Origin of the sequence: Pseudomonas baetica (assembly GCF_051216495.1) — a bacterium.
Lineage (GTDB): Bacteria > Pseudomonadota > Gammaproteobacteria > Pseudomonadales > Pseudomonadaceae > Aquipseudomonas > Aquipseudomonas baetica_B.
In genome coordinates, this window is the sequence record NZ_JBPKAM010000093.1 from 1 (window position 1) to 25205 (window position 25205).

Annotated in this window: 24 protein-coding genes; 12 read left to right on the forward strand and 12 right to left on the reverse strand. The window is 58.0% G+C overall.

What is annotated here, in order from left to right; translation table 11 throughout:
• Positions 1-135: 135 nt before the first annotated feature.
• Entirely contained in the window at positions 136-621 is a 486-nt protein-coding gene (folK, locus tag ACSFE6_RS25005) for a 2-amino-4-hydroxy-6-hydroxymethyldihydropteridine diphosphokinase (RefSeq protein ID WP_435430087.1), read from the reverse strand.
• Positions 622-625: 4 nt separating this feature from the next.
• Positions 626-2023, reverse strand: a complete 1398-nt coding sequence (locus ACSFE6_RS25010; protein ID WP_435430088.1) for a polynucleotide adenylyltransferase PcnB — start codon at positions 2021-2023, stop codon at positions 626-628.
• 138 nt (positions 2024-2161) lie between these two features.
• Here ACSFE6_RS25010 and ACSFE6_RS25015 point away from each other — a divergent pair, with 138 nt between their 5' ends.
• Entirely contained in the window at positions 2162-2476 is a 315-nt protein-coding gene (locus ACSFE6_RS25015) for a hypothetical protein (RefSeq protein ID WP_435430089.1), read from the forward strand.
• 361 nt (positions 2477-2837) lie between these two features.
• Here ACSFE6_RS25015 and ACSFE6_RS25020 read toward each other — a convergent pair whose 3' ends face one another.
• The 5 genes from ACSFE6_RS25020 to dksA form a co-directional block, all read right to left on the reverse strand.
• Entirely contained in the window at positions 2838-4274 is a 1437-nt protein-coding gene (locus ACSFE6_RS25020; protein WP_435430090.1) for a sigma-54-dependent transcriptional regulator, read from the reverse strand.
• Positions 4275-4296: 22 nt separating this feature from the next.
• Positions 4297-7251, reverse strand: coding sequence for a sensor histidine kinase (locus ACSFE6_RS25025; RefSeq protein ID WP_435430091.1), 2955 nt, complete (start codon positions 7249-7251; stop codon positions 4297-4299).
• Positions 7235-7411 (reverse strand): hypothetical protein, encoded by a 177-nt coding sequence (locus ACSFE6_RS25030; RefSeq protein ID WP_003176118.1) that lies wholly within the window; start codon positions 7409-7411, stop codon positions 7235-7237. Before ACSFE6_RS25030 ends, ACSFE6_RS25025 begins: the two co-directional genes overlap by 17 nt.
• Positions 7412-7488: 77 nt before the next feature.
• Positions 7489-8385: a tRNA glutamyl-Q(34) synthetase GluQRS gene (gluQRS, locus tag ACSFE6_RS25035; RefSeq protein WP_435430092.1), complete on the reverse strand. Its 897-nt coding sequence runs from the start codon at positions 8383-8385 to the stop codon at positions 7489-7491.
• A gap of 202 nt (positions 8386-8587) precedes the next feature.
• Positions 8588-9022 (reverse strand): RNA polymerase-binding protein DksA, encoded by a 435-nt coding sequence (dksA, locus tag ACSFE6_RS25040; protein WP_435430093.1) that lies wholly within the window; start codon positions 9020-9022, stop codon positions 8588-8590.
• 333 nt (positions 9023-9355) lie between these two features.
• Between dksA and ACSFE6_RS25045 the strand changes: the two genes are divergently transcribed.
• Positions 9356-10528, forward strand: coding sequence for a pyridoxal phosphate-dependent aminotransferase (locus ACSFE6_RS25045; protein ID WP_435430094.1), 1173 nt, complete (start codon positions 9356-9358; stop codon positions 10526-10528).
• Positions 10528-11241, forward strand: coding sequence for a DNA/RNA nuclease SfsA (sfsA, locus tag ACSFE6_RS25050; RefSeq protein ID WP_435430095.1), 714 nt, complete (start codon positions 10528-10530; stop codon positions 11239-11241). Before ACSFE6_RS25045 ends, sfsA begins: the two co-directional genes overlap by 1 nt.
• Here sfsA and ACSFE6_RS25055 read toward each other — a convergent pair.
• The 4 genes from ACSFE6_RS25055 to ACSFE6_RS25070 all read right to left on the reverse strand — a co-directional run bounded on the left by ACSFE6_RS25055 (position 11238) and on the right by ACSFE6_RS25070 (position 14519).
• The gene (locus ACSFE6_RS25055) at positions 11238-11555 is read right to left on the reverse strand and encodes a Rieske (2Fe-2S) protein (RefSeq protein ID WP_435430096.1); all 318 of its coding nucleotides are present in this window, start codon (positions 11553-11555) and stop codon (positions 11238-11240) included. The two genes, sfsA and ACSFE6_RS25055, sit on opposite strands and share 4 nt — an antisense overlap.
• 455 nt (positions 11556-12010) lie before the next feature.
• On the reverse strand, positions 12011-12283 hold the full coding sequence (locus tag ACSFE6_RS25060; RefSeq protein ID WP_435430097.1) for a TfoX/Sxy family protein: 273 nt from the start codon (positions 12281-12283) through the stop codon (positions 12011-12013).
• A gap of 244 nt (positions 12284-12527) precedes the next feature.
• A complete protein-coding gene (locus tag ACSFE6_RS25065; protein WP_435430098.1) occupies positions 12528-12872 on the reverse strand; it encodes a pentapeptide repeat-containing protein in 345 nt (114 codons plus the stop codon).
• 90 nt (positions 12873-12962) lie between these two features.
• Positions 12963-14519: an AAA family ATPase gene (locus ACSFE6_RS25070; RefSeq protein ID WP_435430099.1), complete on the reverse strand. Its 1557-nt coding sequence runs from the start codon at positions 14517-14519 to the stop codon at positions 12963-12965.
• A 117-nt stretch (positions 14520-14636) separates the two neighbouring features.
• Here ACSFE6_RS25070 and mrcB point away from each other — a divergent pair, with 117 nt between their 5' ends.
• From mrcB to ACSFE6_RS25085, 3 genes are read left to right on the forward strand one after another with little or no spacing between them, the layout of a single operon-like run.
• Entirely contained in the window at positions 14637-16961 is a 2325-nt protein-coding gene (mrcB, locus tag ACSFE6_RS25075; RefSeq protein ID WP_435430100.1) for a penicillin-binding protein 1B, read from the forward strand.
• Between the two features lie 16 nt (positions 16962-16977).
• Positions 16978-17712 (forward strand): tetratricopeptide repeat protein, encoded by a 735-nt coding sequence (locus ACSFE6_RS25080; protein ID WP_435430101.1) that lies wholly within the window; start codon positions 16978-16980, stop codon positions 17710-17712.
• On the forward strand, positions 17712-18047 hold the full coding sequence (locus tag ACSFE6_RS25085; protein ID WP_435430102.1) for a YqcC family protein: 336 nt from the start codon (positions 17712-17714) through the stop codon (positions 18045-18047). The genes ACSFE6_RS25080 and ACSFE6_RS25085 overlap by 1 nt, the downstream gene beginning before the upstream one ends.
• Before the next feature lie 97 nt (positions 18048-18144).
• Here ACSFE6_RS25085 and ACSFE6_RS25090 read toward each other — a convergent pair whose 3' ends face one another.
• Complete coding sequence (locus tag ACSFE6_RS25090) at positions 18145-18567, reverse strand: DUF4124 domain-containing protein (protein WP_435430103.1); 423 nt, start codon at positions 18565-18567, stop codon at positions 18145-18147.
• 400 nt (positions 18568-18967) lie between these two features.
• Between ACSFE6_RS25090 and ACSFE6_RS25095 the strand changes: the two genes are divergently transcribed.
• The 6 genes from ACSFE6_RS25095 to msrQ all read left to right on the forward strand — a co-directional run bounded on the left by ACSFE6_RS25095 (position 18968) and on the right by msrQ (position 24948).
• Positions 18968-20692 (forward strand): acetolactate synthase 3 large subunit, encoded by a 1725-nt coding sequence (locus ACSFE6_RS25095; RefSeq protein ID WP_435430104.1) that lies wholly within the window; start codon positions 18968-18970, stop codon positions 20690-20692.
• A 2-nt stretch (positions 20693-20694) separates the two neighbouring features.
• Complete coding sequence (gene ilvN / locus ACSFE6_RS25100) at positions 20695-21186, forward strand: acetolactate synthase small subunit (protein ID WP_003205610.1); 492 nt, start codon at positions 20695-20697, stop codon at positions 21184-21186.
• A gap of 45 nt (positions 21187-21231) precedes the next feature.
• Positions 21232-22248 (forward strand): ketol-acid reductoisomerase, encoded by a 1017-nt coding sequence (ilvC, locus tag ACSFE6_RS25105; RefSeq protein ID WP_435430105.1) that lies wholly within the window; start codon positions 21232-21234, stop codon positions 22246-22248.
• Between the two features lie 145 nt (positions 22249-22393).
• Positions 22394-23251, forward strand: a complete 858-nt coding sequence (gene pssA, locus ACSFE6_RS25110; protein ID WP_095196549.1) for a CDP-diacylglycerol--serine O-phosphatidyltransferase — start codon at positions 22394-22396, stop codon at positions 23249-23251.
• A gap of 63 nt (positions 23252-23314) precedes the next feature.
• Positions 23315-24328, forward strand: coding sequence for a protein-methionine-sulfoxide reductase catalytic subunit MsrP (gene msrP / locus ACSFE6_RS25115; RefSeq protein ID WP_435430106.1), 1014 nt, complete (start codon positions 23315-23317; stop codon positions 24326-24328).
• Complete coding sequence (gene msrQ, locus ACSFE6_RS25120) at positions 24328-24948, forward strand: protein-methionine-sulfoxide reductase heme-binding subunit MsrQ (protein WP_435430107.1); 621 nt, start codon at positions 24328-24330, stop codon at positions 24946-24948. The genes msrP and msrQ overlap by 1 nt, the downstream gene beginning before the upstream one ends.
• The last annotated feature ends 257 nt before the right edge of the window (positions 24949-25205 follow it).

The following is a 25205-nucleotide window of genomic DNA, read 5'->3' on the forward strand; positions in this document are numbered from 1 at the left end:
ATTCAGAAGCTTTTGGAGGAGTAGGACAACCCAATTGTGGGAGGGGTCTTGCTCGCGAAGGCGGTGTACCAGTTAAAATTTTTAGTGGCTGGCACACCGCTTTCGCGAGCAGGCTCGTTCCCACAGGGTTTTGTATTAATTTGTAGTCAGACGTTCCAGGCCGACGAATGGGCAGGCTGCGAGCAGGTCGGCCAGCGTGCGGCCATCGGCCAGGCGCAGGTCGGCAGGTGCCAACTCCGCTAGTGGATACAGCACGAACGCCCGCTCCTGCATGTGGTAATGCGGCACTTTGAGGCGAGGTTCGTCGATCAGGCGATCACCGAACAACAGAATATCGAGATCCAGGGTGCGAGGTCCCCAGCGCTCAAGGCGCTCTCGACCCTGCTCGTTTTCGATGGCTTGCAGCGCGTCGAGCAAGTCCAGCGGCGCGAGGGTGCTGTCGAGGGCGGCGACCGCATTGGTGTAACGCGGTTGGCCGGGGAGCAGCGAGTCGCTTTGATAGAAAGCGGAGACCCCGACCAGTTGCGATTGCGGCAGCCGTGCCATGGCGGCAACGGCGCTGCGCAACTGTTCGGCAGGTTCAGCCAGGTTGCTGCCCATGCCGATGTAAATGCGTTCCATGGATTTACTCGCCGCTACCCGATACGCCTGCTGCACGTTTGCGCTTGGAGCCGCCGCTGCGACGGCGTTTGCGCGGTGCACCGGTGCCTTCTTCCTTGCCACTCAGGTCGCGGATCATGTCCCGACGCTCGCTGTCGTTGGCGTCCTGATAGTCCGTCCACCAGTCGCCCAGGCCATCGGTTTGCTCACCTGCACTTTCGCGCAGCAGCAGGAAATCGTAACCGGCGCGGAATCGCGGGTTGTCCAGGAGCAGGTCGGCACGCTTGCCGCTGCGTCGTGGCAAACGCTCCTGCATGTCCCAGATCTCGCGGATCGGCATGGTGAAGCGTTTAGGGATCGCGATGCGCTGGCACTGTTCGGCAATCAGCTCATGCGCGGCTTCCTGCATCGCCGGAATCGGTGGCATGCCGCGTTCCTGCAAGCGCAGTACGCGAGCCGGCAGGGCGGGCCAGAGCAGGGCGGCGAACAGGAATGCCGGGGTCACCGGTTTGTTCTGCTTGATCCGCAGGTCGGTGTTGATCAGCGCTTCGCTGATCAGGGTATGGGTGTAGGTGGGGTTGTATTCCAGCGCTTCGGCACTGGCCGGGAACAGCGGGTCGAACAGCTGCAGGTCGACCAGCATCTCAAAGGTGTCTGCAGCATATCCGGAGAGGAACAGCTTGAGGACTTCCTCGAACAGGCGGGCTGCCGGGATTTCGCGCAGCATCGGTGCCAGATCGCGGATTGGCAGGGCGCTGTGTTTTTCGATGCCGAAATTCAGCTTGGCCGCAAAGCGCACGGCCCGCAGCATCCGTACCGGGTCTTCCTGATAGCGTTGTTTGGGGTCGCCGATCAGACGGATCAGGTGATTGCGGATGTCGTGTACGCCGTTGGCGTAGTCGAGGATGCGCTCACTGACCGGATCGTAATACAGGGCGTTGATGGTGAAGTCGCGGCGCTGCGCGTCTTCTTCCAGGGTGCCGTAGACGTTATCGCGCAGGATGCGCCCGCTCTCGTTCCGGGAAGACTTGTTGTTGTCTTCCTCTTCTTCGTTTTGCGGGTGGTTGGCGCGGAAAGTCGCGACTTCGATGATCTCGCGGCCAAAATGGATGTGCACCAGTTTGAAGCGGCGACCGATGATTCGCGCATTGCGAAATTCAGCCCGCACTTGTTCCGGGGTAGCACTGGTGGCGACGTCAAAGTCTTTCGGCGTGATGCCGAGCAGCATGTCGCGCACGCAACCGCCGACCAGATAGGCTTGGTAACCGGCGCCCTGCAGGCGTTCAACGATGTTCACCGCGTAGCGGCTGAATTGCGCCTTTTGCAGCGAATGTTGGCCGCTGTTTAGCACTTCAGGCGTGCTGCGAATGTGTTGCGTACGACGCAGAGGAGTACGGAATGACTGGAACAGCTTCTTCAGCATGGGATGCACTGTTTGAAGGAATGTTCGGCCAAAACGAAGAATGACCGCATGATGGGCGGGGATTCTAGCATTTAGTCGGGGGATGGTGTAGGACGCAGCAGATTTGAGCTGTAGGCCACATGCATTGCAGGAGCGAGCTTGCTCGCGATGGTCGTGAACGATGATGCGGTAAACCAGATTCCCGGCATTGTCTGTGAGTTTTTCGCGAGCGAGCTCGCTCCTGCAGGGTCAGGTTTCCGGATTGCGGAAACTACAAGGGGAGCCGAAGCTCCCCAAGAAGTAGTTGCATGCTCTATTTTTGTTTTTGGTTTCGGGCTTCTTGTTTTTGTTGAGCGCCCTTGCCATGAAGTTTTCCTTCATGACCCTCCCAATCGGGAGCCAAGAGCAAACGGATTGCTTTGGTCGCTGAATTGCAGTGATCTTTCGATCCAACCAGTACAGGCTCTGTCTTAAGACAGTTTTTTGTTGTTCTCGGCCTGGTCGTGGGGCAAGCCCCAAATACAACGCCTCTCCAAAAGAATCAGTTAGCTGCGCCTCTCGCCGTCTTGTTTTTATTGTGCGTGAGTCGATTCGTCTTATTTTTATTGTCTTGTGCATTGCTTGTTATTGTTCTTGTACCAAACATATAGCAGGGTGCGTGCCAACTTTTGCAAGACCCAGTAAAACAAGGGGTTAGGCGTGCTGGTGGTCATCTCGGAGGCAAAAAAAAGCCGGGACTTCGTTACCGTAAGCCCCGGCTTCTGTTACGTGAAAAAACTGAGGTAACAGTTTTTTCACAAAGTCACGTGTTACCCGCACATCAGACAGCTTGGGTTCAGCTCTCGCTGGCTACCCCGGTTTTGCGCCGTGGAATGCCCAGGCGTTGACGGCGTTCCCACAGGCACTTGCGGCTCACCCCGAGTTTGCGGGCCAGTTCGGTCTCGGTCATGTGGTCCTGATGCTCGAGTACGAAATGCTGGAAGTAATCTTCCAGGGACAAATCTTCGGTCGGCTCGTGATTGTTGGTACTGGCGCTGGTGCTCTGTTGCGGGGGCAGGCCGATGAATTCGTCTTCCTCCAGATCGCCCAGCTCGATGTCGATGCCCAGCAGCTCGGCAGAAATTTCCGGGCTCTCACACAGGATCACGGCGCGCTCAACGGCATTTTCCAGCTCGCGAACGTTACCGGGCCATGAGTAATGGCGAATGGCTTGTTCGGCGTCCGGTGCGAATTTCAGGTCGGTGCGATTGATCCGTGCGCTCTGCCGCGCCAGGAACGCATTGGCGATCTCGTTGACGTCGGCACCGCGCTCGCGCAGGGCTGGCAGTTTCAGTGCGATCACGTGGAGGCGGTAGTACAAGTCTTCACGGAATTGGCCGATCTTGGCCAGATTCTTGAGGTCGCGGTGGGTTGCGGCGATCAGGCGCACGTCGACTTTTTGCGACTGGACCGAGCCCACCCGGCGAATTTCACCTTCCTGCAGCACCCGCAGCAGTCGAGCCTGGGCTTCCAGTGGCAGTTCGCCGATTTCGTCGAGGAACAAGGTGCCGCCGTCCGCGGCTTCCACCAAGCCGGCACGTCCGGCGCTGGCACCGGTGAATGCGCCTTTTTCGTGGCCGAACAGTTCGGACTCGATCAGACTCTCCGGAATGGCCGCGCAGTTGACCGAGATCATCGGCGCCTTGGCCCGCTTGGAAAGGTTGTGCAGCGCGCGCGCCACCAGTTCCTTACCGGTACCGGACTCACCCTGGATCAGGACATTGGAGTCGGTCGGCGCGACTTTACGGATTTTTCCGTACAGATCCTGCATCGGTGGGCACGAGCCAATGATGCCGATCTCGCCATTACTGTTATCGATTCCCGGTTTGGCCGAGCCATTGGTGGCCTTGCCGGCAACCGGTTCACCGCTGGCTTGTGCCGATTGGCGATCACGCAGGATACGCGCGACAGCCTGGAGCATTTCATCGTGATCGAAAGGCTTGGCAATGTAATCCACCGCACCCATCTTCATCGAGTCCACCGCCGAACGCAGGCTGGCATAACTGGTCATGATCAGCACCGGGGTGCCTTGGCCAAGTTTGATCAGCTCGGTGCCCGGTGCGCCCGGCAAGCGCAGGTCACTGACGATCAGGTCGAACGTGGGAATGGTGAAGCGTTCTTGTGCTTCCTGCACTGAACCGGCTTCGCTGACCTGGTACTGGTTGCGTTCCAGCAGGCGGCGCAAGGCGGAGCGGATAATGGTTTCGTCTTCGACGATCAAAATGTGCGGCATTGATTCGATACTCTCGACGGTCTCAGTTCACAGCGGACGTCGCTTCGACATGACGCGGTAAGGTCACCCGGATACGGGTGCCGCGTTGGCTCTGAACATCAGCCGGGCTGTCGATGGTGATTTGTCCATAATGCTCTTCAACGATGGAATAGACCAGTGCAAGGCCCAGACCGGTGCCTTCACCCGGGTCCTTGGTGGTAAAAAAGGGTTCGAACAATCGGTCCATGATGCTCGACGGAATCCCGCTGCCTTCGTCTTCCACGATCAGGTCGACCGTGTGTTCGCCGGCTTCGCTTTTGACGCGCACTGCGCTGCCCGCAGGTGAGGCATCACGGGCGTTTGAGAGCAGATTGATCAATACCTGGGCGAGCCGCTGCGGGTCGCCTTCGACCCAGTGTTCGGGATCGCACAGGTTGTAGAACTGCACTTCGAAATTGCGTCGGTTCAGAGCCAGCAGGCCGATGGCGTCCTGGGCGACTTCCGCCAGACAGACGGGCTCGTCACTGTGCTGGTGGCTGCCGGCATGGGCGAAGCTCATCAGCGACTGGACGATGCGCGACACGCGTTTGGTCTGCTCGAGGATTTGTCCGCTGATTTCCTTGAGTTCGCCGTCTTCCTCACGCTCTTCGCGCAGGTTCTGCGCCAGGCAGGCGATGCCGGTGATCGGATTGCCGATTTCATGGGCCACCCCCGCCGCCAGGCGACCGATGCTGGCCAGGCGTTCGGAGTGCACCAGTTTGTCTTCGAGCATCTGGGTTTCGGTCAGGTCTTCCACCAGCAGTACCAGGCCGCTGTTGCCAGGGGCCAGCGGTTCGTCGATCGCGGCTTTGTGCAGGTTCAGCCAGCGAGTCTGACCGTCGAGGGCCAGGTGTTGTTTGTGCAAATGTTCATCCGGGACATTAATGAAGCCTTGCAGCAACGCTCTCCAGGGGTCTGCGATGGTGCTCAAGCGCGAACCGACCACTCGCTGCGCGGCGATCCCGGTCAGTTCCTCCATGGCCTTGTTCCACATGAGGATTTCCTGATCCTTGGCCAATGAGCAGACGCCCATCGGCAACTCCTGAAGGGTCTGGCGGTGATAGCGACGCAGGGCGTCGAGTTCGGCGGCCAGGCCGGTCAGGCGGGAGTGGTAATCCTCTAGACGGCTTTCGATGAAATGGATGTCTTCGGTGACATAGTTTTCACCCCCGGCTTTGTACGGCAGGAAGGTTTCGACCATGTCCTGGGCCACGCTCGGTCCCATCAGGCCGGAGAGGTTGGCCTCGATGCGGTCGCGCAAACGGCGCAGAGCGTAAGGCCGGCGTTCGTCGAAAGGCAGGTAGAGATCGCGCAGCGCCTGTTCGACTTCCTTCTGTGCAGCCTTGGCACCCAACGGCTTGGCCAGTTGCGTGGCGAACTCCTGGGGCGAGGCGGCGTGCAGTTCGCGGCGTTGCGGGCGACGAACATTGTCCACGGCGCAGGCTTCGGCGGCACTGGCCTCTTCGGTGCTGGCGTTGGTGAACAACGAGATCAGGGTGAACATCAGCACGTTGGCGGCCAGCGAGGCGATCGCCGCCATGTGCCAACTGGTGTCGTCCAGCACGTAGATCATGTTCAGCAGCGGAATGTAGAAACCCTGCAAGTTGCCGACCAGCGGTAACAGCATGGTCACCACCCACACCAGAATCCCGGCCAGTAAACCGGCGATGAATCCGCGACGATTGGCAGTCGGCCAGTACAGTACGGACAGCACGCCCGGCAGGAATTGCAGGGTGGCAACGAAGGCAACGATGCCAAGGTTGGCCAGGTCCTGCTCCGCGCCCAGTAACAGGTAGAAACCGTACCCCGCCATGATGATCGCGACGATCAGCGCCCGGCGTGTCCACTTCAGCCAGCGGTAGATGTTGCCCTCGGCCGGCGGCTGATACAGCGGCAGCACCAGGTGGTTCAGGGCCATCCCCGATAGCGCGAGGGTGGTGACAATGATCAGGCCGCTTGCGGCTGACAGACCGCCGACATACGCCAGCAACGCCAGGGCTTTGCTGTTGGCGGCGATGCCGATGCCGAGCGTGAAGTACTCCGGGTTGGTGGTGGCGCCGAGCTTCAGCCCTGCCCAGAGAATCAACGGGACCGCCAGGCTCATCAGCAACAGAAACAGCGGCAAGCCCCAGCTTGCGCTGACCAGCGAGCGCGGGTTGAGGTTTTCGGTGAATGTCATGTGGTACATGTGCGGCATTACGATCGCCGAGGCGAAGAACACCAGCAGCAGTGTGCGCCACGGACCTTCCTGCAAGGGGGTGTGAAGCGCGGCGAGGGCGGTCTGGTTTTGCAGCAGCCATAGTTCCAGCTGTTGCGGGCCGTCGAACACGCCGTACAGCGCGTACAGTCCGACGCCGCCGAGGGCGATCAGCTTGATAACCGATTCGAAGGCAATCGCGAACACCAGGCCTTCATGCTTCTCGCGGGTGGCGATGTGTCGGGAGCCGAAGAAAATTGTGAATAGCGTAATCAGGGCGCAAAAACTCAGGGCCACGCGATGCTGCACCGGTTCGCGGGTGAGAATGCCAATCGAGTCGGCCACCGCTTGAATCTGCAGCGCCAGCAGCGGCAGCACGCCCACCAGCATGAAGATCGTGGTCAACGCGCCGGCCCAGGTGCTGCGGAAGCGAAACGCGAACAGGTCGGCCAAGGACGACAACTGATACGTGCGGGTGATTTTCAGGATCGGATACAGCAGCACCGGCGCCAGCAGGAATGCCCCGGACACCCCGAGGTAACTGGACAGGAAACCGTACCCGTACTGATAAGCCAGGCCGACAGTGCCATAAAACGCCCAGGCACTGGCATAGACCCCCAGCGAAAGGGTGTAAGTGAGCGGGTGGCGAATGATCGCCCGGGGGATCATGCCCCGTTCACTGATCCAGGCCACGCCGAACAGCACCGCCAGGTACGCGGCACTGATCAGGATCATCTGGGTCAGGCTAAAGCTCATCGGCATCTTTTTGGCTCTGCAGGATGAAGGTCACGACTATCAGGATCAGCCAGAGCAGATAGGGGCGATACCAGGCGCCCGTGGCGTCGATCCACCAATCCATGATGGCCGGGGAAAACAGATAAATCCCCACTACCAGGAGCAGGACCAAGCGATAGATGTACATCCCGGCCTCTCTTTTTTATGCGCGTGCCCGAAAACGTGCGGCGATGGTAACGGATGGGCGCGCCACTGCAAGCATGATCACTGTAGCTGCGCCTCGGGTAGGCTCACTGTGCGCGGAATCAGGTTGGCATCCCAGTGGATGATGCCCCATTTCAGCACTTCCCTCGGCGTGGCGTCAGCCAATTCGGCGGCGGGCATCTGTCCAAGCGCACGCAATGCGCGCAGCAGCAACGGTGTGGCCTGATCTTCGGTCAGCGGCGGTGAGCGGTAGGATTTGCCGAGTTTGTTGCCATCGGGCTGGGTGATCAGCGGGATGTGCAGGTAACGCGGTTGCCGAAAACCAAGCAGTTCTTGCAGGTAGAGCTGGCGTGGCGTTGAGTCGAGCAGGTCGGCGCCGCGCACGATATCGGTGATGCCTTGCCAGGCATCATCCAGTACGACCGCCAGTTGATAGGCGTAGAGCCCATCGCGGCGGCGTATCACGAAATCACCGACATCCCGTCCCAGGTGCTGATGGTATTCGCCCTGTACACGGTCAATGAAGTGGTAGTCCAGCTCGGGGACGCGAACCCGGATCGCAGCATCCTCGGTGCCATGCCCGGCATTGCGGCACAGCCCCGGATAGATGCCGTGATACGGCTCCAGTTGCTTTCGCGAGCAGGTGCAGGCGTAGGCCAGGCCGTGATTGAACAGGCGATCGAGCACTTCTGCGTAAGCATCGTGCCGGTCACTCTGCCTGACCATCTCGCCATCCCACTCAAAACCATAGCTCTCCAGGGCCTTGAGGATGGCTGCCTGGGCACCGGGCTCCTCTCGAGGGGGATCGAGGTCTTCCATCCGCATCAACCAAAGACCGCCGACCGAGCGCGCGTCGAGGTACGAAGCCAGTGCGGCGACCAGAGAACCGAAATGCAGATGGCCGCTGGGCGTAGGAGCGAAACGTCCGATGTAAGTGGGAGAGGCGATAGCCGTCATAGAGGTGATGTCATTTTGTTCGGGCTTGTGCCAGCCACCTGTGGGGGCGAGCCTGCTCGCGAAAACGGTGTGTCAGCCAGCATTGATGTTGAAGCCAAGGGCCCCTTCGCGAGCGGGCTCGCTCCCACAGGTTTCCTGCCAAAGCAACTATCAGAAACAAAAACGGAGCGTTCGCACGCTCCGTTCTTCACTCAAGTCGATATTACTTGCCGACTTGCTTTTCCTTGATTTCCGCCAGGGTCTTGCAGTCGACGCACATGTCGGCAGTAGGGCGGGCTTCCAGGCGCTTGACGCCGATTTCGACGCCGCAGGACTCGCACCAACCGTACTCTTCGTCTTCGATCAATTGCAGCGTCTTGTCGATCTTCTTGATCAACTTGCGCTCACGATCGCGAGCTCGCAGTTCGAGGGCGAACTCTTCTTCCTGGCTGGCACGGTCTGCCGGATCCGGGAAGTTGGCTGCTTCGTCCTTCATGTGGTCCACGGTTTTGTCGACCCCCTCCATCAGCTCCTTTTTCCACTGATTCAGGACCTTGGTGAAGTGAGCTCGCATGGGCTTGCCCATGTACTCCTCGCCCGGAGATTCTACGTAGGGTTCGAAGCCGCTGATTGCCTGTTGCTTTGCTTGGGTGGACATGAAATAGACCGCCTCTACTCTTGTAATCCATCTGCGCAGGATTGCTCCATCACCGGCACCCGCCGGCCCTGCGGCTGCAAGCGGGCGAACTTACCAGATCGAATCAGCCCGCGCTACTCCCGGATGTCGAGGCCCCGGCCTGCGGCGCTTGCGAGTGATGGCAAAGCGCTGCCTGGTGGCTCTGGAGCCCTGATCAATTATTGATTTTAGTCAAACTTGGGACGCGCGCTGGAGTCGTTTTGGGTCTGGGTTATATGGCTCTGACCGCTTTAGGTTCTCGCTCGTTCCTGCGCTTGGGTAGAATCGATTCTTTTCTTCGTTGAAGGAAGGCCAATGGCTCACTCCTATAGTGCCCGCAGTCGTGCGATCGAACCTTTCCATGTCATGGCGTTGCTGGCGCGTGCCAATGAATTGCAGGCCGCCGGTCACGATGTGATCCACCTGGAAATCGGCGAGCCGGATTTCACCACGGCCGAACCGATCATCCGCGCCGGCCAGGCTGCGTTGGAGTCCGGGAAAACGCGCTATACCGCCGCACGCGGTATTCCTGAGCTGCGTGAGGCCATTTCGGGCTTTTATCAACAGCGTTACGGCCTGGACATCGACCCGCGACGTATCCTCATCACCCCGGGTGGTTCCGGTGCGCTGTTGTTAGCCAGTGCCTTGCTGGTCGATCCGGGCAAGCATTGGCTGCTGGCGGACCCGGGCTACCCGTGCAACCGGCATTTCCTGCGATTGGTGGAAGGTGCCGCGCAGTTGGTACCGGTCGGTCCGGACGTGCGTTATCAGTTGACGCCGGATTTGATCGAGCGGCATTGGGACCACGACAGCGTGGGTGCATTGGTGGCATCTCCGGCCAATCCGACAGGGACGATCCTCACGCGCGACGAACTGGCCGGATTGTCCAAGGCAATCAAGCAGCGTCACGGTCATCTGGTGGTGGACGAGATCTACCATGGCCTGACCTACGGCACCGATGCGGCCAGCGTGCTGGAAGTCGACGACAGTGCCTTTGTGCTGAATAGTTTTTCGAAATATTTCGGGATGACCGGGTGGCGGCTCGGTTGGCTGGTGGCGCCTGATGCGGCGGTGAGTGAACTGGAGAAGCTCGCCCAGAACCTTTATATCAGCGCCCCTAGCGTGGCCCAGCATGCTGCGTTGGCTTGCTTTGAACCGGCGACCATCAGCATTCTCGAAGAGCGCCGCGCTGAATTCGGTCGTCGTCGGGACTTCCTTCTGCCGGCCCTGCGCGAATTGGGCTTCGGCATCGCCGTCGAGCCGGAAGGAGCGTTCTACTTGTACGCCGATATCAGCAAATTCGGCGGTGATGCCTTCTCGTTCTGTCGTCATTTCCTGGAGACCGAACACGTGGCATTCACGCCGGGACTCGACTTCGGACGTTATCAGGCGGGACATCACGTGCGTTTTGCCTACACGCAAAGCCTGACGCGATTGCAGGAAGCGGTAGAGCGTATCGGTCGTGGTCTGCGGAGCTGGCAAGGCTGATGCGTTTTAATCCCCCACTCGAAGAAGGGCGTCTGATCCGCCGTTACAAGCGTTTTCTTGCCGATATCGAAACCGTTGGCGGCGAATTGCTGACCATTCATTGTCCGAACACCGGCTCTATGCTCAATTGCCAGGTCGAGGGCGGGCAGGTCTGGTTCAGCCGCTCCAATGACCCCAAGCGCAAGCTGCCTGGGACTTGGGAGATCGGCGAGACCCCCCATGGCCGTCATTTTTGCGTGAACACCGGGCGAGCCAATACGTTGATCGAGGAAGCGCTGCGGGCTGGAGTCATCGCCGAGCTGAACGGCTTTACCGATCTCAGGCGCGAAGTGGCCTACGGTCAGGAAAAAAGCCGGATCGATTTCCGTCTCGATTACCCCGAAGGGCCGGCGTATGTGGAAGTCAAAAGTGTCACGCTCGGTTTTGACGGTACCGCGGTAGCGGCATTTCCCGACGCGGTGACCCAGCGCGGGGCCAAGCATTTGCGTGAATTGGCCCATCTGGCTCGGGACGGAATTCGTGCCGTTCAGTTGTACTGCGTGAACCTGACAGGGATAGACGCTGTGCGTCCGGCCGAAGAAATCGATTCGGCCTACGCCCAGGCGTTACGCGAGGCGGTAGCGTGCGGGGTTGAGGTGTTGGCCTATGGCGTGCATCTGACCCACGAAGAGATGGTGGTGGACCGGAGGCTTGAAGTGTTGCTCGGCAATTAGAGACTGACCCAGATGCCCTGGGCATCCTCGCGGGAGTCGACGCGGGTCAGCGATTGTCCCGCGCAAGGGCCGGCGACACATTCGCCGTCTTCGATCAAAAACAAGGCGCCGTGGCTGGCGCACTGGATCAGGCTGTTGCTCGGATCCAGGAACTGATCAGGCGTCCACTCCAGACCAACGCCTCGGTGCGGGCAGCGATTGATATAGACGTACACCTGGCCGCCCCGACGCACGGCGAAAAGCTTTTTCTCGCCGAGTTCGAACCCACGGCTGCTCGCATCGGCCAGTTCAACGCCTTTACACAAAAATTTCATGCCGGTCCTCAGGTAGCACAGTCGCGAGCGGGTACATCTCGAAGTGCAAGCAATTATCAAATGGCTGGCCTGCCCGACGGGAGCAGGTTCCGAGTGCACAGGATACTTGGCCTGTTTACCTGATGCCCGGGAAACCCTCAAAGGCAGCTGTGTATGCGCCTGAGTGCCTGCACGTTTTCGACAGCCAAAAAAGACCCGGCAAGAGCCGGGTCAAATAACCGTGATTAGCCTGATGAGGAGATAATCTGAGAGTCCGAACCAAGGGCTATTCAGAAAATCGACCAGTCTCGCGACCAGTTGTGATAATCATATCGATTCTCATTACCAAGTCAACAGCTGATTTTCCTTTTGCTTGATTTGTGTCGCACCCATCTCGTAAGTCCTTGTAAATATTGAATGCAGGCCTGTCGTTTTTGGTGAGCGCTCCGTATCAGTCGCGAACAGTTCGTGGCCCCTCAATTCTTGTGACGCGTTGAAATAGCTTCCAACTGCTTGTTCAGGGCCTCTTTGCGTTCGACCGGAATGTCGTTCCAGTGCACGTCCATGAGGGCGCCTTCAATCGCATACAGCAACACCTTCGACGCCCGAAACCCGCGAGTGCGCACGGCCCGATAAGCGTCCACCGCCCCCAGGCGACGCAAGTCCGAGGCGCTGTGGATGCCCACCGCATGCAGCCACTGCGCCGACGTCTTGCCAAGATTCTTAAGGTGTTGCAGTTCATCATTCATCAAGCCTCCTTGCGATGGCCGAATGGTGCGTGGACGAGCTTCTGAGGAGTGTAGCCATCAGTAGGAAAAGCGTGATTGTTTGGTCGTTTTCGACGTAAACGCTTCTAAGAGGTCGGTGGGGGGAGGGGGGTAAAAATCTGCGAAAAGTGCCGAAACACCAGCCAAAGGTCTGGTGTTTGAGGCGCGTCAGCCCGAAACCCAGCGCGACGCGGGAGGGGCCGGACTTGTCAATTTGCGCTATTGCTTAGCGGGTGCGATAACGCAATCGGGTGCCGAAATTCATCGACATCAGAATCTCGTCGGCACTCAGTTCTGCGGGAAAATACGCACCGGAAATCTGTGCGTGGGCCAGGCTAGCGCCTTCAAGCAAGGCGTTGCGAAAATCGATGCCACGCAGATCGGCGGAGCGGAAATAGGCATCGCTGAAGTTGATGCCATCGGCGTTGAGCTCACGCAAGTCCAGGCCCCGGAAGTCGCCGCCGACCATGTCGATCGGGCCATCCTTCGGGCGTTCGTTGTTGAAGCCCGTGATGTCGTCTTTGTGCAGCAAGGCATAAAGCGGGGTGTCGAGAAGTTTCGGCTGGCTCATGTCAGGTCACCTGTTGGTTTTATGACGCCAGTATAGTGCCACTATTTGGCAGCCGTGAAGCCAACGAGGCTTCACGGCTGAAATAGTTTTTTACAAGCCTGGCAAGCGTTGACGGATTTGCGCTACAACGGTGTCGAGCGTGCCGCTTTCATTGGTCTGGACGCGTTTGCTGCAGAGGATTTCTGCTGGCGTCAGGGCTTCACGGCTGGCTTGCTGAGCTTCGATGACGGCTAACGTTGCATCGGATGGATCGGTGTTGTCTGCCTGACGCAGTGCCAGCCAGCTCTCGATGACAGCTTGCGGCGCATTGCAGTCGAGGATCAGGAAGGGCGCACCCGTGGCCTCGGCAATTTTCGCTGCGCTGTCGCGCTGAGCGTGCTTGAGGTAAGTGGCATCGATCACCACCGGGAAACCGGCGTGCAGGATAGCGGCGGCAACTTCATGCAAGCGTTTATAGGTTGTGGCGCTGGCGTCGGCATTATAAATGCCGGCCTGCAGGTCATTCGCGACGGTTTGCTGGCCGAACAGGCGTTTGCGTTCTACGTCGGAACGCAGGCGAATCGCACCCAGCGCTTCAACCAAGCGCATCGCAACGTGGCTTTTACCAACGGCGGAAACACCATGGGTGATGGCCAAGAAACGCGAAGGAATGGTGCTGTAGCTTTCCGCCAGGTTCGCGTAGGTGCGGTACTGGCGCAGGGTGGTTGCGCGTTGAACCGCAGTGGCATTGGCCGGCATGCTGAACAAGCTGACCTTGGCGCGAACCAATGCACGGTAGGCCTTATAGAAATTGAGCAGTTCCAGGCCCTGGTAATCGCCGGTCAACTCCAGGTATTGGCTGATAAATCGGCGAGCCAGGCACTTGAGGCCACGATCTTCCAGGTCCATGGCCAGGAAGCCTGTGTCGGCATACACATCGGTAAAACGGAACGGTTCGTTGAACTCGATACAGTCGAAAATCACGACCTTACCGTCGATCACCGTGGCATTGCCCAAATGAATGTCGCCATGGCATTCGCGGATGAAGCCGTCGGCCTTGCGCTGGGTAAATACGGGTTTCAGGCGATCGAAGCTGCTCTCGGCCCAGGCTTGCAGGGCGTCGAGCTGTTGCAGGTCGGCCTTGTCGCTGAGGAATGGGCGAATTTGCTCGAAGTTCTGCCGCACCGGCGCCATGACGGCTTCTGGAGTGCCGGCCTCGTGTTCGGCCGGGACCTTCGGTGCGCTGAGGTGGAAACGGGCGATTTGGGCCGCCATCGCGTCGATGTGTGCGGTGGTCAGTTCGCCATTGGCCTGCAGGGTGCTGAGCAAGCCGTTCTGTGGGAACTGGCGCATTTTCAGCACGTACTCGATAGCCGCTCCTTCACCGCCCAGTTGCGGTGCTTCCACGGTACCGGTGACCGGCAACACTTCCAGATACAAATCGTCTGTCAGGCGCTGGTTCAGGCGCAGTTCTTCACCGCAGAAATGCTTGCGAGCCTCAAGGTTGGTGAAGTCGAGGAATCCGAAGTTGACCGGCTTCTTCACTTTATAGGCATAGGAGCCAGTGAGCAGCACCCAGGAAATATGGGTTTCGATGACCTGGAACCCGTCTACGGGATGCGGGTAGAGGGCCGGGTTTTGCAGGGCGGTGATCAGGGACTGGCTCACGGGGGTGGTCCTTCAGAGTCTGGAAAAATTCAGGTCGTCATTATGGCGGCTAGCCAGCCTAACGCAAACGCGGAGCGCTCCTGTTGAGTATGAATAAAGTGCGTATAATCCGCCGCCATGACTCGTACTCGATCCCCCCGTACCCCAAAAAAACCACCTTCCCAGGGCTTTCGGCCTTGGCTGGGCTGGGCCCTTAAACTCAGTCTGGTCGGCCTTGTTGTGCTGGCCGGATTCGCGGTTTACCTCGATGCCATCGTGCAGGAGAAGTTCTCCGGCAAGCGCTGGACCATTCCGGCCAAGGTATATGCGCGTCCGCTTGAGCTGTTCGTCGGACAAAAGTTGAGTCGGGAAGATTTTCTGACTGAACTCGATGCTTTGGGTTATCGGCGCGAAAGCGTGAGTAATGGTCCAGGCGCGGCGGCGGTCAATGGCAATACCGTCGACTTGAATACCCGTGGCTTCCAGTTCTATGAAGGCATGGAGCAGGCGCAACCGGTACGTGTGCGGTTCTCGGGGGACTATGTTGCCGAGCTCTCGTCGACGAACGGTTCCAAGCTGTCTGTGGTGCGCCTGGAGCCGCTGCTGATCGGTGGGATTTATCCGAAGAACCTCGAAGATCGGATTCTGATAAAAATCGATCAGGTCCCGCCGTATCTGCTGGAAACCCTGGTCGCCGTGGAAGACCGGGACTTCTATAGCCACTGGGGCGTGTCGCCCAAGTCGATTGCACGAGCCATCTACGTCAACACTTCTGGCGGCAAGATGACCCAGGGCGGCAGTACGCTGACGCAACAACTGGTCAAAAACTTCTACCTGACCAGCGAACGCAGCCTGAGCCGTAAGCTCACCGAAGCCATGATGGCGATGTTGCTTGAGCTGCATTACGACAAACGAGAAATTCTTGAGGCTTACCTCAATGAGGTATTCGTCGGTCAGGATGGTCAGCGGGCGGTGCATGGTTTCGGCCTGGCCAGCCAATTCTTCTTCGGGCAGCCATTGTCCGAGCTGAAGCTGCATCAAGTCGCGATGTTGGTGGGCATGGTCAAGGGCCCGTCCTACTACAACCCGCGTCGCAATCCTGAGCGGGCGCTCGAGCGGCGCAATCTGGTGCTCGATGTGCTTGAGCAACAAGGCGTCGCCACTGCCGAGCAGGTCGCTGCCGCGAAGAAAATGCCGTTGGGCGTGACCAAGCGTGGCAGCCTGGCGGACAGCTCGTTTCCTGGATTCCTCGATCTGGTCAAGCGTCAACTGCGCGAAGATTATCGCGACGAAGACTTGACCGAAGAAGGCCTGCGAATCTTTACCAGCTTCGATCCGATCCTGCAGATGAAGGCTGAAGCGTCGGTCAACGACACCTTCAAACGCCTGTCCGGACGCAAGGGTTCCGATGATGTTGAAGCGGCGATGGTCGTGACCAACCCGGAAACTGGCGAAGTGCAGGCCATGATCGGCAGTCGCCAGGCCAGTTTTGCCGGTTTCAACCGAGCGCTGGATGCGGTGCGACCGATCGGTTCGTTGATCAAACCGGCGGTTTATCTGACAGCACTCGAGAAACCGAGCCAGTACACGTTGACCAGTTGGCTGTCTGATGAGTCCTTCTCGGTCAAAGGTGCGGACGGTCAGGTCTGGAAGCCGCAGAACTATGATCGTCGCTCCCATGGCACGGTCTTCCTTTATCAGGGGCTGGCGCATTCCTACAACTTGTCGACGGCACGTCTCGGCCTGGCGGTAGGTGTGCCGAATGTCCTCAAGACCCTGGGGCGTCTGGGAGTGAGTCGCGAATTCCCTGCGTTCCCGTCGATGTTGCTGGGGGCGGGGGGCATGACCCCGATCGAAGTGGCGACCATGTACCAGACTCTTGCCAACGGTGGTTTCAATACGCCTATGCGCGGAATTCGTAGCGTGCTGACCGCGGAAGGCGAGCCACTCAAGCGCTATCCATTCCAGATTCAACAGCGTTTCGATCCGGCGTCCATCTATCTGATCCAGAGCGCCATGCAGCGGGTCATGCGTGAAGGTACCGGCAGTTCTGTTTACAACGTGTTGCCGAAAACCCTGACGTTGGCAGGCAAGACCGGTACGAGTAACGATTCACGCGACAGTTGGTTCGCCGGTTTCAGTCAGGATCTGCTGGCAGTGGTTTGGCTGGGGCGCGATGACAACGGCAAGACGCCATTCACCGGCGCCACCGGTGCGTTGCAGGTCTGGACCAGTTTCATGCGCAAGGCCGACCCGTTGCCGCTGGACATGCCGCAGCCGGATAATATTGTTCAAGCCTGGGTGGATTCCCGCACCGGGCAAGGCTCCGATGCCAACTGCCCGGGTGCCGTGCAGATGCCGTATATTCGCGGCAGTGAACCGCCTCCCGGCGCCGCTTGCGGTGGCGAAAGCCCTATCAACGGTGAGACGGTGATGGATTGGGTCAAGGGCTGGATGAATTAAGCAAAGAGGGCTTCAAGTGAACAAGTGGTTGATTCCAGCGGTTGCCGCCGTGGCTTTGCTCAGCGGTTGCTCCTCCGTACAGCGTGGCTCGATCCCTGTTGTGGACTCCGGCACCAATGTCTCAAATGGTGAGCGGGTCTCGGCGAACGGTGGTTTCCGTCAAACGACAGTAAAACGTCCTGCGCAAGCCCGGATGCAGGAGATTCCCCAAGGCGATACCGGGGTCGTCGTGATGGTGCCAGGGGCTGGTGCGACGACTTCGACGCCAATCAGCACTACGCCAATTACCCCAGGCCCGATCACACCGGGGCCTATCGATACCTCGCCGGTCCAGTCCGCCCCGATCAATCAGGGCAGCTACAGCCTGCCACCGACGCCGAGCGGGATTCCGTCAGCCAGTTCCAGTGGCCTGTCCGCCGATGAGCAACTGGACGGTCCGGTACTGGCGCTGCTGACTACCGCTCAGCAGCAACAATCCAGTGGTGACCTCAACGGTGCGTCTTCAAGCCTTGAGCGCGCCCAGCGTGTTGCCCCGCGGGAGCCGCAAGTGCTGTATCGACTGGCGCAAGTGCGCATGGCTCAAGGCGATGCCGCTCAAGCCGAACAATTCGCCCGTCGTGGCCTTACGTTAGCCAATGGGCGCCCGGCACTTCAGGCCAGCCTGTGGGAACTGATCGCCCAGGCGCGTGAAAAACAAGGTGATTCTGCTGGCGCGTCCTTGGCTCGTCAGAAGGCCAAGGTTACGTCGTGATGGATATGCGATTTCCGAAGATTGCCGATCAGCTGCTGTTGATCGAGCGTGAGTTGCGGTTGCAAGGCTGGTGGGATGAGATCTCGCCATCCGCTGAGGCGCTATCCAGCGTTGAGCCCTTTTCGGTCGATACACTGGATTTCGAACAATGGCTGCAATGGATCTTTCTGCCGCGTATGAAGGCGATTCTCGAACAGAATCTGCCGTTACCAAACGCTTCGGGGATTCAAGAGATGGCCGAAATGGTCTTTGCCTCCCGTAATGTTCAGGGCAAGGATCGACAGCTGCAGGTGCTGCTGAAAGAGTTCGATCAACTGATCATTGCTTCTCGCTGATTACGATCACTGTAGGAGCCGAGCTTGCTCGCGATAGCGGTCTCTCAGTCAATAAATGTGTTGAGCGTTCGGTCGTCATCGCGAGCAAGCTCGGCTCCTACATGCAGTTATCCGCAATCTGCTTCTGCGTTTCGTCTATGCGCTCCTGCCGCTGAGTGGCGTCCAGGCGACGCAGCTCTCCCTCCACGTCCTCTCTGAGCCGCGGATTGTTCCGTAGTTGTGCCAGGTTAGTTCGTGCCTGTTCACAAAACACTTTCAGCTCTGCCTGTTGCTCGGCGACTTGTCTTTTGACGTTTTTGTCGATGGCCTGTTGATCGCCAATCGTGCTGCTGTTTGTGGGGGTGGGCGGTTTGGCAGGGGCTGGGGAGGGTGTCATGACAACCGTGGCTTGTTGGTCTGACGGTGGTTGCGCATCGAAATGGGTGACGCCTTGGGCGTCGACCCATTTGTAAATCGGGGCGGCCATGCTCAAAGGGCTCAGACCAATCAGCAGGCTGGCGGTCAGGAAAAGCGCTCGCATGTGATTTCCTTGTGTCGGGTTGCGCAATTGAAGCTAACACACTTGAGGTTTCACGGTTTTTTCTTGCTTTCTCATGTGCTTAGTTCAATTAAGCACATAGACGACTTGACTTGCAGGGGACGAAACAGAAGAATCCAAAGTCCGCTGTAGAGGGACTGCCAGAAGCAGACCCACTCAGCAGATCATGAGGCGCATATCCGCGTCGACCTGTTACACCCGCAACGCGTTACCTCGCGCTGGGTGGGAAAGGCCCGCAACACTTGGGACGATCCCAATACTTGCTCAGTCAGTGCTGACGTAGTCGGCGACCACCGTCGCTCATGCTCTGCTGAGAAGTAAACCTATTAAGACCCGTCCCATCTTTCGTGGGCGGTATTCTGGCGTTTTAGAGGTGAGCAACGTGGAGCTTTTATCTGGCGGTGAGATGCTCGTCCGCTTTTTGCGTGACGAAGGCGTCAAATATATCTACGGGTACCCGGGTGGTGCTCTTCTTCATGTTTACGATGCCCTGTTCAAAGAACCGGAAGTGACCCATATCCTGGTCCGTCACGAGCAGGCTGCGACCCATATGGCTGACGGTTATGCCCGTGCCACCGGCAAGGCCGGTGTGGTGCTGGTGACGTCCGGCCCTGGCGCAACAAACGCCATCACCGGTATCGCCACTGCCTACATGGACTCGATCCCGATGGTGGTCATTTCCGGCCAGGTGCCAAGCACCATGGTAGGTACCGATGCATTCCAGGAAACCGACATGATCGGTATTTCCCGGCCGATCGTGAAACACAGCTTCATGATCAAGCATGCGTCGGAAATCCCGGAAGTCATGAAAAAAGCGTTCTACCTGGCGCAATCCGGTCGTCCTGGTCCAGTCGTTGTCGATATCCCGAAAGACATGACCAACCCGGCCGAGAAGTTCGAATACGTCTTCCCGAAGAAAGCCAAGTTGCGCTCCTACAGTCCGGCCGTTCGCGGTCATTCCGGACAAATCCGCAAAGCGGCGGAAATGCTTCTGGCAGCCAAGCGCCCTGTATTGTATTCGGGCGGCGGCGTAATTCTGGGTGGTGGCTCCGCGCCGCTCACCGAGTTGGCGAAGATGCTCAACCTGCCAGTCACCAATACGCTGATGGGGTTGGGTGGCTTCCCGGGCACCGACCGTCAATTCATCGGCATGCTCGGCATGCATGGCAGTTACACCGCCAACCTGGCGATGCACCATGCTGACGTGATCCTGGCCGTCGGCGCACGTTTCGACGATCGCGTCATCAACGGTGCACCGAAGTTCTGCCCGAACGCCAAGATCATTCATATCGACATCGACCCGGCTTCGATTTCCAAGACCATCAAGGCTGACGTGCCTATCGTTGGTCCGGTCGAGAGCGTCTTGACCGAAATGGTCGCGATCCTCAAGGAAATCGGCGAGACCCCGAACAAGGAGTCCGTAGCCAGCTGGTGGAAGCAGATCGACGAGTGGCGCGGTGATCGCGGCCTGTTCCCTTATGACAAGGGCGATGGCAGCAAGATCAAGCCACAAACCGTGATCGAAACCCTGTGCGAAGTGACCAAGGGCGATGCCTTTGTCGCTTCTGACGTGGGGCAGCATCAGATGTTCGCGGCGCAGTACTACCGCTTCAACAAGCCCAATCGCTGGATCAACTCCGGTGGCCTGGGCACCATGGGCTTCGGTTTCCCGGCAGCCATGGGCGTCAAGTTGAGCTTCCCGGATGCCGACGTTGCCTGTGTAACGGGTGAAGGCAGTATCCAGATGAACATTCAGGAGCTGTCGACCTGCATGCAGTACGGTTTGCCGGTGAAAATCGTCAACCTGAACAACGGTGTGCTGGGCATGGTTCGCCAATGGCAGGACATGAGCTACGGCAGCCGTCACTCGCACTCTTACATGGAATCGCTGCCTGACTTCGTCAAGCTGGCTGAGGCCTATGGTCACGTGGGCATCCGCATCACTGACCTGAAGGACTTGAAGTCGAAGATGGAAGAAGCCTTCGCCATGAAGGATCGCCTGGTATTCCTGGATATCCAGGTTGATACCAGCGAGCACGTCTATCCGATGCAAATCAAAGACGGCTCCATGCGCGATATGTGGCTGAGCAAGACGGAGCGTACCTAATCATGCGGCACATTATTTCCTTGCTTCTGGAAAACGAACCCGGTGCTTTGTCTCGCGTAGTCGGCCTGTTTTCGCAGCGCAACTACAACATTGAAAGCCTGACCGTGGCACCAACCGAAGATCCGACTCTGTCGCGTCTGACGCTGACCACTGTGGGTCACGATGAGATCATCGAGCAGATCACCAAAAACCTGAACAAATTGATCGAAGTGGTCAAATTGGTCGACTTGTCGGAAAGTGCTCATATCGAGCGCGAGCTGATGTTGGTCAAGGTCAAGGCCACCGGTGCCCAGCGCGCCGAGATCAAACGCACTACCGATATTTACCGTGGTCAGATCGTCGATGTCAGTGCCAGCGTTTATACCGTTCAGTTGACCGGTACCAGCGACAAGCTCGACAGCTTCATCCAGTCCATCGGCACCGCTTCGATTCTGGAAACCGTCCGTAGTGGCGTGACCGGCATTGCTCGCGGCGACAAAGTACTCAGCATCTAAACCAAATTAGCGAACGGCCTGAACGGCCTGATATAGGGGAAATTCATGAAAGTTTTCTACGATAAAGACTGCGACCTGTCGATCATCCAGGGCAAGAAAGTTGCCATCATCGGTTACGGTTCCCAGGGTCACGCTCAAGCGTGCAACCTGAAAGACTCCGGCGTTGACGTTACCGTTGGTCTGCGTAAAGGTTCGGCTACCGTTGCCAAGGCTGAAGCCCATGGCCTGAAAGTGACTGACGTAGCGACCGCTGTTGCGGCTGCTGACCTGGTCATGATCCTGACCCCGGACGAGTTCCAGTCCCAGCTGTACAAGAACGAAATCGAGCCGAACATCAAGAAAGGCGCCACCCTGGCTTTCTCCCACGGTTTCTCGATCCACTACAACCAGGTCGTGCCGCGCGCTGACCTCGACGTGATCATGATCGCGCCGAAGGCTCCAGGTCACACCGTACGTTCCGAGTTCGTGAAGGGCGGTGGTATTCCTGACCTGATCGCGATCTACCAGGACGCTTCCGGCAACGCTAAAAACGTTGCGCTGTCCTACGCTGCTGGCGTGGGTGGCGGTCGTACCGGCATCATCGAAACCACCTTCAAGGACGAGACTGAAACCGACCTGTTCGGCGAACAAGCCGTTCTGTGCGGCGGTACCGTTGAGCTGGTAAAAGCCGGTTTCGAAACCCTGGTTGAAGCTGGCTACGCGCCGGAAATGGCCTACTTCGAATGCTTGCACGAACTGAAGTTGATCGTTGACCTCATGTACGAAGGCGGTATCGCCAACATGAACTACTCGATCTCCAACAACGCCGAATACGGCGAGTACGTGACTGGTCCGGAAGTGATCAACGCCGAATCCCGTCAGGCCATGCGCAACGCCCTGAAACGTATTCAGGACGGCGAGTACGCCAAGATGTTCATCAGCGAAGGTGCTACCGGCTATCCTTCGATGACCGCCAAGCGTCGTAACAACGCTGCTCACGGTATCGAAGTCATCGGCGAGCAACTGCGCTCCATGATGCCGTGGATCGGTGCCAACAAGATCGTCGACAAAGCCAAAAACTAAGTCTGACTCTTGTACGAAAAACGCGGCCCAGGCCGCGTTTTTTCGTTTGGAGGGCCGGTTCTGGTATAAAGCTGCATCGTTTGCGATGCGAACCGGTGTTGCAGACATCTGTCGAAACTTTCCACCCTGTTGCAAGGTATTGTCCATGAGCGAACGTCCCGAAGAGCCAAAACAGGCTTCTGACGCCGAAAGCCTGCTGCCCATCGATGAGCATGTCGAAGAAGGGCATGACGCTGAAGGCCGTAAAGTCCGGCATCGTGGCATCTATCTTCTGCCCAATCTGTTCACCACTGCGAACCTGTTCGCAGGCTTTTACTCCATCATTAACTCAATGAGCGCCCAAAGCGCCTTGAGTGCGGGCGATTCGATTGGTGCGAGCAAGTATTTTGCTTTTGCCGCCATCGCCATTTTCGTTGCCATGGTGCTCGATGGCCTCGATGGTCGCGTTGCCCGTATGACCAATACCCAGAGCGCCTTCGGTGCCGAGTACGACTCACTATCGGACATGGTCGCTTTCGGGGTTGCTCCGGCATTGCTGGCCTTTGGCTGGGCCTTGGGTGACATGGGCAAGGTTGGCTGGATGGTCGCCTTTATATATGTCGCCGGGGCGGCGTTGCGTCTTGCGCGCTTCAATACTCAGGTGGGTACGGCTGACAAACGCTACTTTATCGGGCTGGCCAGCCCGGCTGCCGCCGGCGTGGTGGCGGGGATTGTCTGGGCTTTCAGCGATTACGGTATCCAGGGCTCCAAGATGTCCTTCCTGGTCGCGCTGATGGTTGCAGCTGCAGGCATGCTGATGGTCAGTAATATCAAATACAACAGCTTCAAGGAGCTGGATCTGAAAGGGCGTGTGCCCTTTGTGGCGATCCTCGCTGTGGTGCTGGTTTTCGCGGTGGTGTTCAGCGATCCTCCGCGCATTCTGCTGCTGGTTTTCCTCGCCTACGCAGCATCCGGTCCGGTGCAGTACTTGTTACATCTTCGTCGTCGCAAAAGCGCCGAGTGATGTAATTTCCCTCATACTCCGCAGTCTGTTGGTATATCTGTTCGCCAATGCTGCGGAGTAGCCATGCTGATCAAAGTCCCCAAAGTCTCCGACTGCCGCGAGTCGGACGTCACACCTGAATCCATCTATCTTTCTCGACGCAATGTATTGGGAGCTGCCGCTGCCGGCTTGGCCTTGAGCAGTCTGCCACGGTGGGCGGGTGCCGAGGAGGCGGCTCGTTATGCCGATGTCGAGCCTGGCAAGCCGCCTTCCTGGTTCAGCGAGAAGCTTCCGTCAACCAAGTGGGGGGCGGTAAGCGTCAAGGATGAGGCGATAACTCCTTTCAAGGATGCAACCCACTACAACAATTTCTATGAGTTCGGTACTGACAAGGGCGATCCGGCTGCCAATGCCGGTGCGCTGAAGACTGAGCCATGGACGGTGGTGGTGGATGGTGAAGTGGGCAAGCCGGGACGCTATGCGCTGGAAGACTTCATGAAGCCCTATCAGTTGGAGGAGCGCATCTACCGTCTTCGTTGTGTAGAGGCCTGGTCGATGGTCATTCCATGGATTGGTTTTCCCATTTCGGCTTTGCTCAATCAGGTAGAACCAACGTCAAAAGCCAGGTTCATTCGCTTCGAAACCCTGCAAGACCCGAAGAGCATGCCGGGGCAGCGGTCGGGGTTTGCCTTGATCGACTGGCCCTATGTAGAGGGGTTGCGACTGGATGAGGCGATGAACCCGTTGGCGATTCTTGCGGTGGGGATGTATGGGCGAGAGCTGCCGAACCAGAACGGGGCGCCACTACGTTTGGTTGTGCCGTGGAAATATGGCTTTAAAAGTATCAAGTCCATCGTTCGGATCAGTCTGGTGACTGAACAGCCAAAAACCACCTGGCAGAGCATCGCCTCGAATGAGTATGGCTTCTATGCCAATGTGAACCCGATGGTTGATCATCCGCGCTGGACTCAGGCCCGTGAGCGGCGTTTGCCGAGTGGCCTGTTCAAGCCAAATGTGCGCGAGACACAAATGTTCAATGGCTATGCGGATGAAGTGGCCTCTCTCTATACAGGGTTAGATCTGCGGAAGAACTACTGATGCGATATCCGTTTTGGCGTATCGGTGTTTTCGTTGCTGCGGCTGTATGGCCGCTGTTTTGGTTGTATCAGGCCTGGGTGGATGTGTTGGGGCCTGATCCAGGCAAGGTGTTGGTAGACCGGTTGGGGTTAGGGGCGCTTGTCCTGTTGCTCATTACATTAAGCATGACTCCGCTGCAAAAACTTACAGGTTGGGCTGGGTGGATTGCTGTCCGGCGACAGCTGGGGCTGTGGTGTTTCGCGTACGTGGTTTTGCATTTGAGCGCCTATTTGGCGTTCATCCTTGGCTTCGATTGGTCGCAACTGGGTGTCGAGTTGAGCAAGCGTCCCTACATTATTGTCGGGGCGTTGGGGTTTCTGTGTTTGTTGGCGTTGTCGGCGACTTCCAATCAATACAGCCAGCGACGTCTGGGGAGACGTTGGAAAAAGCTGCATCGTCTGGCTTATCTGGTTCTCGGGCTTGGATTGTTGCATATGCTTTGGATTGTGCGCGCCGATCTAAAGGAGTGGGCGATCTATGCGGTAATAGGGGTTCTGCTATTAGTATTGCGCTTACCGCCGGTGACCCGGCGAATTCCGCGATTAATGGCTAAAAAATCGCCATCTGCGAAAAAAGCGTAATTAGTGGTTGACGGCAGATTTCAGGTGTCTATAATTCGCCCCACTTCCGGCGCAGTCGAAACGGAAAACTCCTTGGTAAACAACGAGTTACGCAGTTTTCGACAGTGGGTTGCTTCAGGTCATCGAAGCCGAAAGGAAGTTGAAAAAGAGGTGTTGACAGCAGCGAGTAACGCTGTAGAATTCGCCTCCCGCTGACGAGAGATCGAAAGCGCAAGTGGTTGAAGTTGCAAAGGATTCTTTGAAGACTTCTGAAAATA

Excerpts from the sequence above, each read along its gene's own strand:
- pssA (WP_095196549.1), top strand. The coding sequence starts at position 22,394 with ATGAGCGAACGTCCCGAAGAGCCAAAACAGGCTTCTGACGCCGAAAGC.
- ACSFE6_RS25055 (WP_435430096.1), bottom strand. The coding sequence starts at position 11,555 with ATGAAATTTTTGTGTAAAGGCGTTGAACTGGCCGATGCGAGCAGCCGT.
- ACSFE6_RS25010 (WP_435430088.1), bottom strand. The coding sequence starts at position 2,023 with ATGCTGAAGAAGCTGTTCCAGTCATTCCGTACTCCTCTGCGTCGTACG.
- mrcB (WP_435430100.1), top strand. The coding sequence starts at position 14,637 with ATGACTCGTACTCGATCCCCCCGTACCCCAAAAAAACCACCTTCCCAG.
- ACSFE6_RS25060 (WP_435430097.1), bottom strand. The coding sequence starts at position 12,283 with ATGAATGATGAACTGCAACACCTTAAGAATCTTGGCAAGACGTCGGCG.
- ilvN (WP_003205610.1), top strand. The coding sequence starts at position 20,695 with ATGCGGCACATTATTTCCTTGCTTCTGGAAAACGAACCCGGTGCTTTG.
- ilvC (WP_435430105.1), top strand. The coding sequence starts at position 21,232 with ATGAAAGTTTTCTACGATAAAGACTGCGACCTGTCGATCATCCAGGGC.
- sfsA (WP_435430095.1), top strand. The coding sequence starts at position 10,528 with ATGCGTTTTAATCCCCCACTCGAAGAAGGGCGTCTGATCCGCCGTTAC.
- msrQ (WP_435430107.1), top strand. The coding sequence starts at position 24,328 with ATGCGATATCCGTTTTGGCGTATCGGTGTTTTCGTTGCTGCGGCTGTA.
- ACSFE6_RS25045 (WP_435430094.1), top strand. The coding sequence starts at position 9,356 with ATGGCTCACTCCTATAGTGCCCGCAGTCGTGCGATCGAACCTTTCCAT.
- ACSFE6_RS25090 (WP_435430103.1), bottom strand. The coding sequence starts at position 18,567 with ATGCGAGCGCTTTTCCTGACCGCCAGCCTGCTGATTGGTCTGAGCCCT.
- gluQRS (WP_435430092.1), bottom strand. The coding sequence starts at position 8,385 with ATGACGGCTATCGCCTCTCCCACTTACATCGGACGTTTCGCTCCTACG.
- ACSFE6_RS25065 (WP_435430098.1), bottom strand. The coding sequence starts at position 12,872 with ATGAGCCAGCCGAAACTTCTCGACACCCCGCTTTATGCCTTGCTGCAC.
- ACSFE6_RS25025 (WP_435430091.1), bottom strand. The coding sequence starts at position 7,251 with ATGCCGATGAGCTTTAGCCTGACCCAGATGATCCTGATCAGTGCCGCG.
- msrP (WP_435430106.1), top strand. The coding sequence starts at position 23,315 with ATGCTGATCAAAGTCCCCAAAGTCTCCGACTGCCGCGAGTCGGACGTC.
- ACSFE6_RS25020 (WP_435430090.1), bottom strand. The coding sequence starts at position 4,274 with ATGCCGCACATTTTGATCGTCGAAGACGAAACCATTATCCGCTCCGCC.
- ACSFE6_RS25085 (WP_435430102.1), top strand. The coding sequence starts at position 17,712 with ATGGATATGCGATTTCCGAAGATTGCCGATCAGCTGCTGTTGATCGAG.
- dksA (WP_435430093.1), bottom strand. The coding sequence starts at position 9,022 with ATGTCCACCCAAGCAAAGCAACAGGCAATCAGCGGCTTCGAACCCTAC.
- ACSFE6_RS25030 (WP_003176118.1), bottom strand. The coding sequence starts at position 7,411 with ATGTACATCTATCGCTTGGTCCTGCTCCTGGTAGTGGGGATTTATCTG.
- folK (WP_435430087.1), bottom strand. The coding sequence starts at position 621 with ATGGAACGCATTTACATCGGCATGGGCAGCAACCTGGCTGAACCTGCC.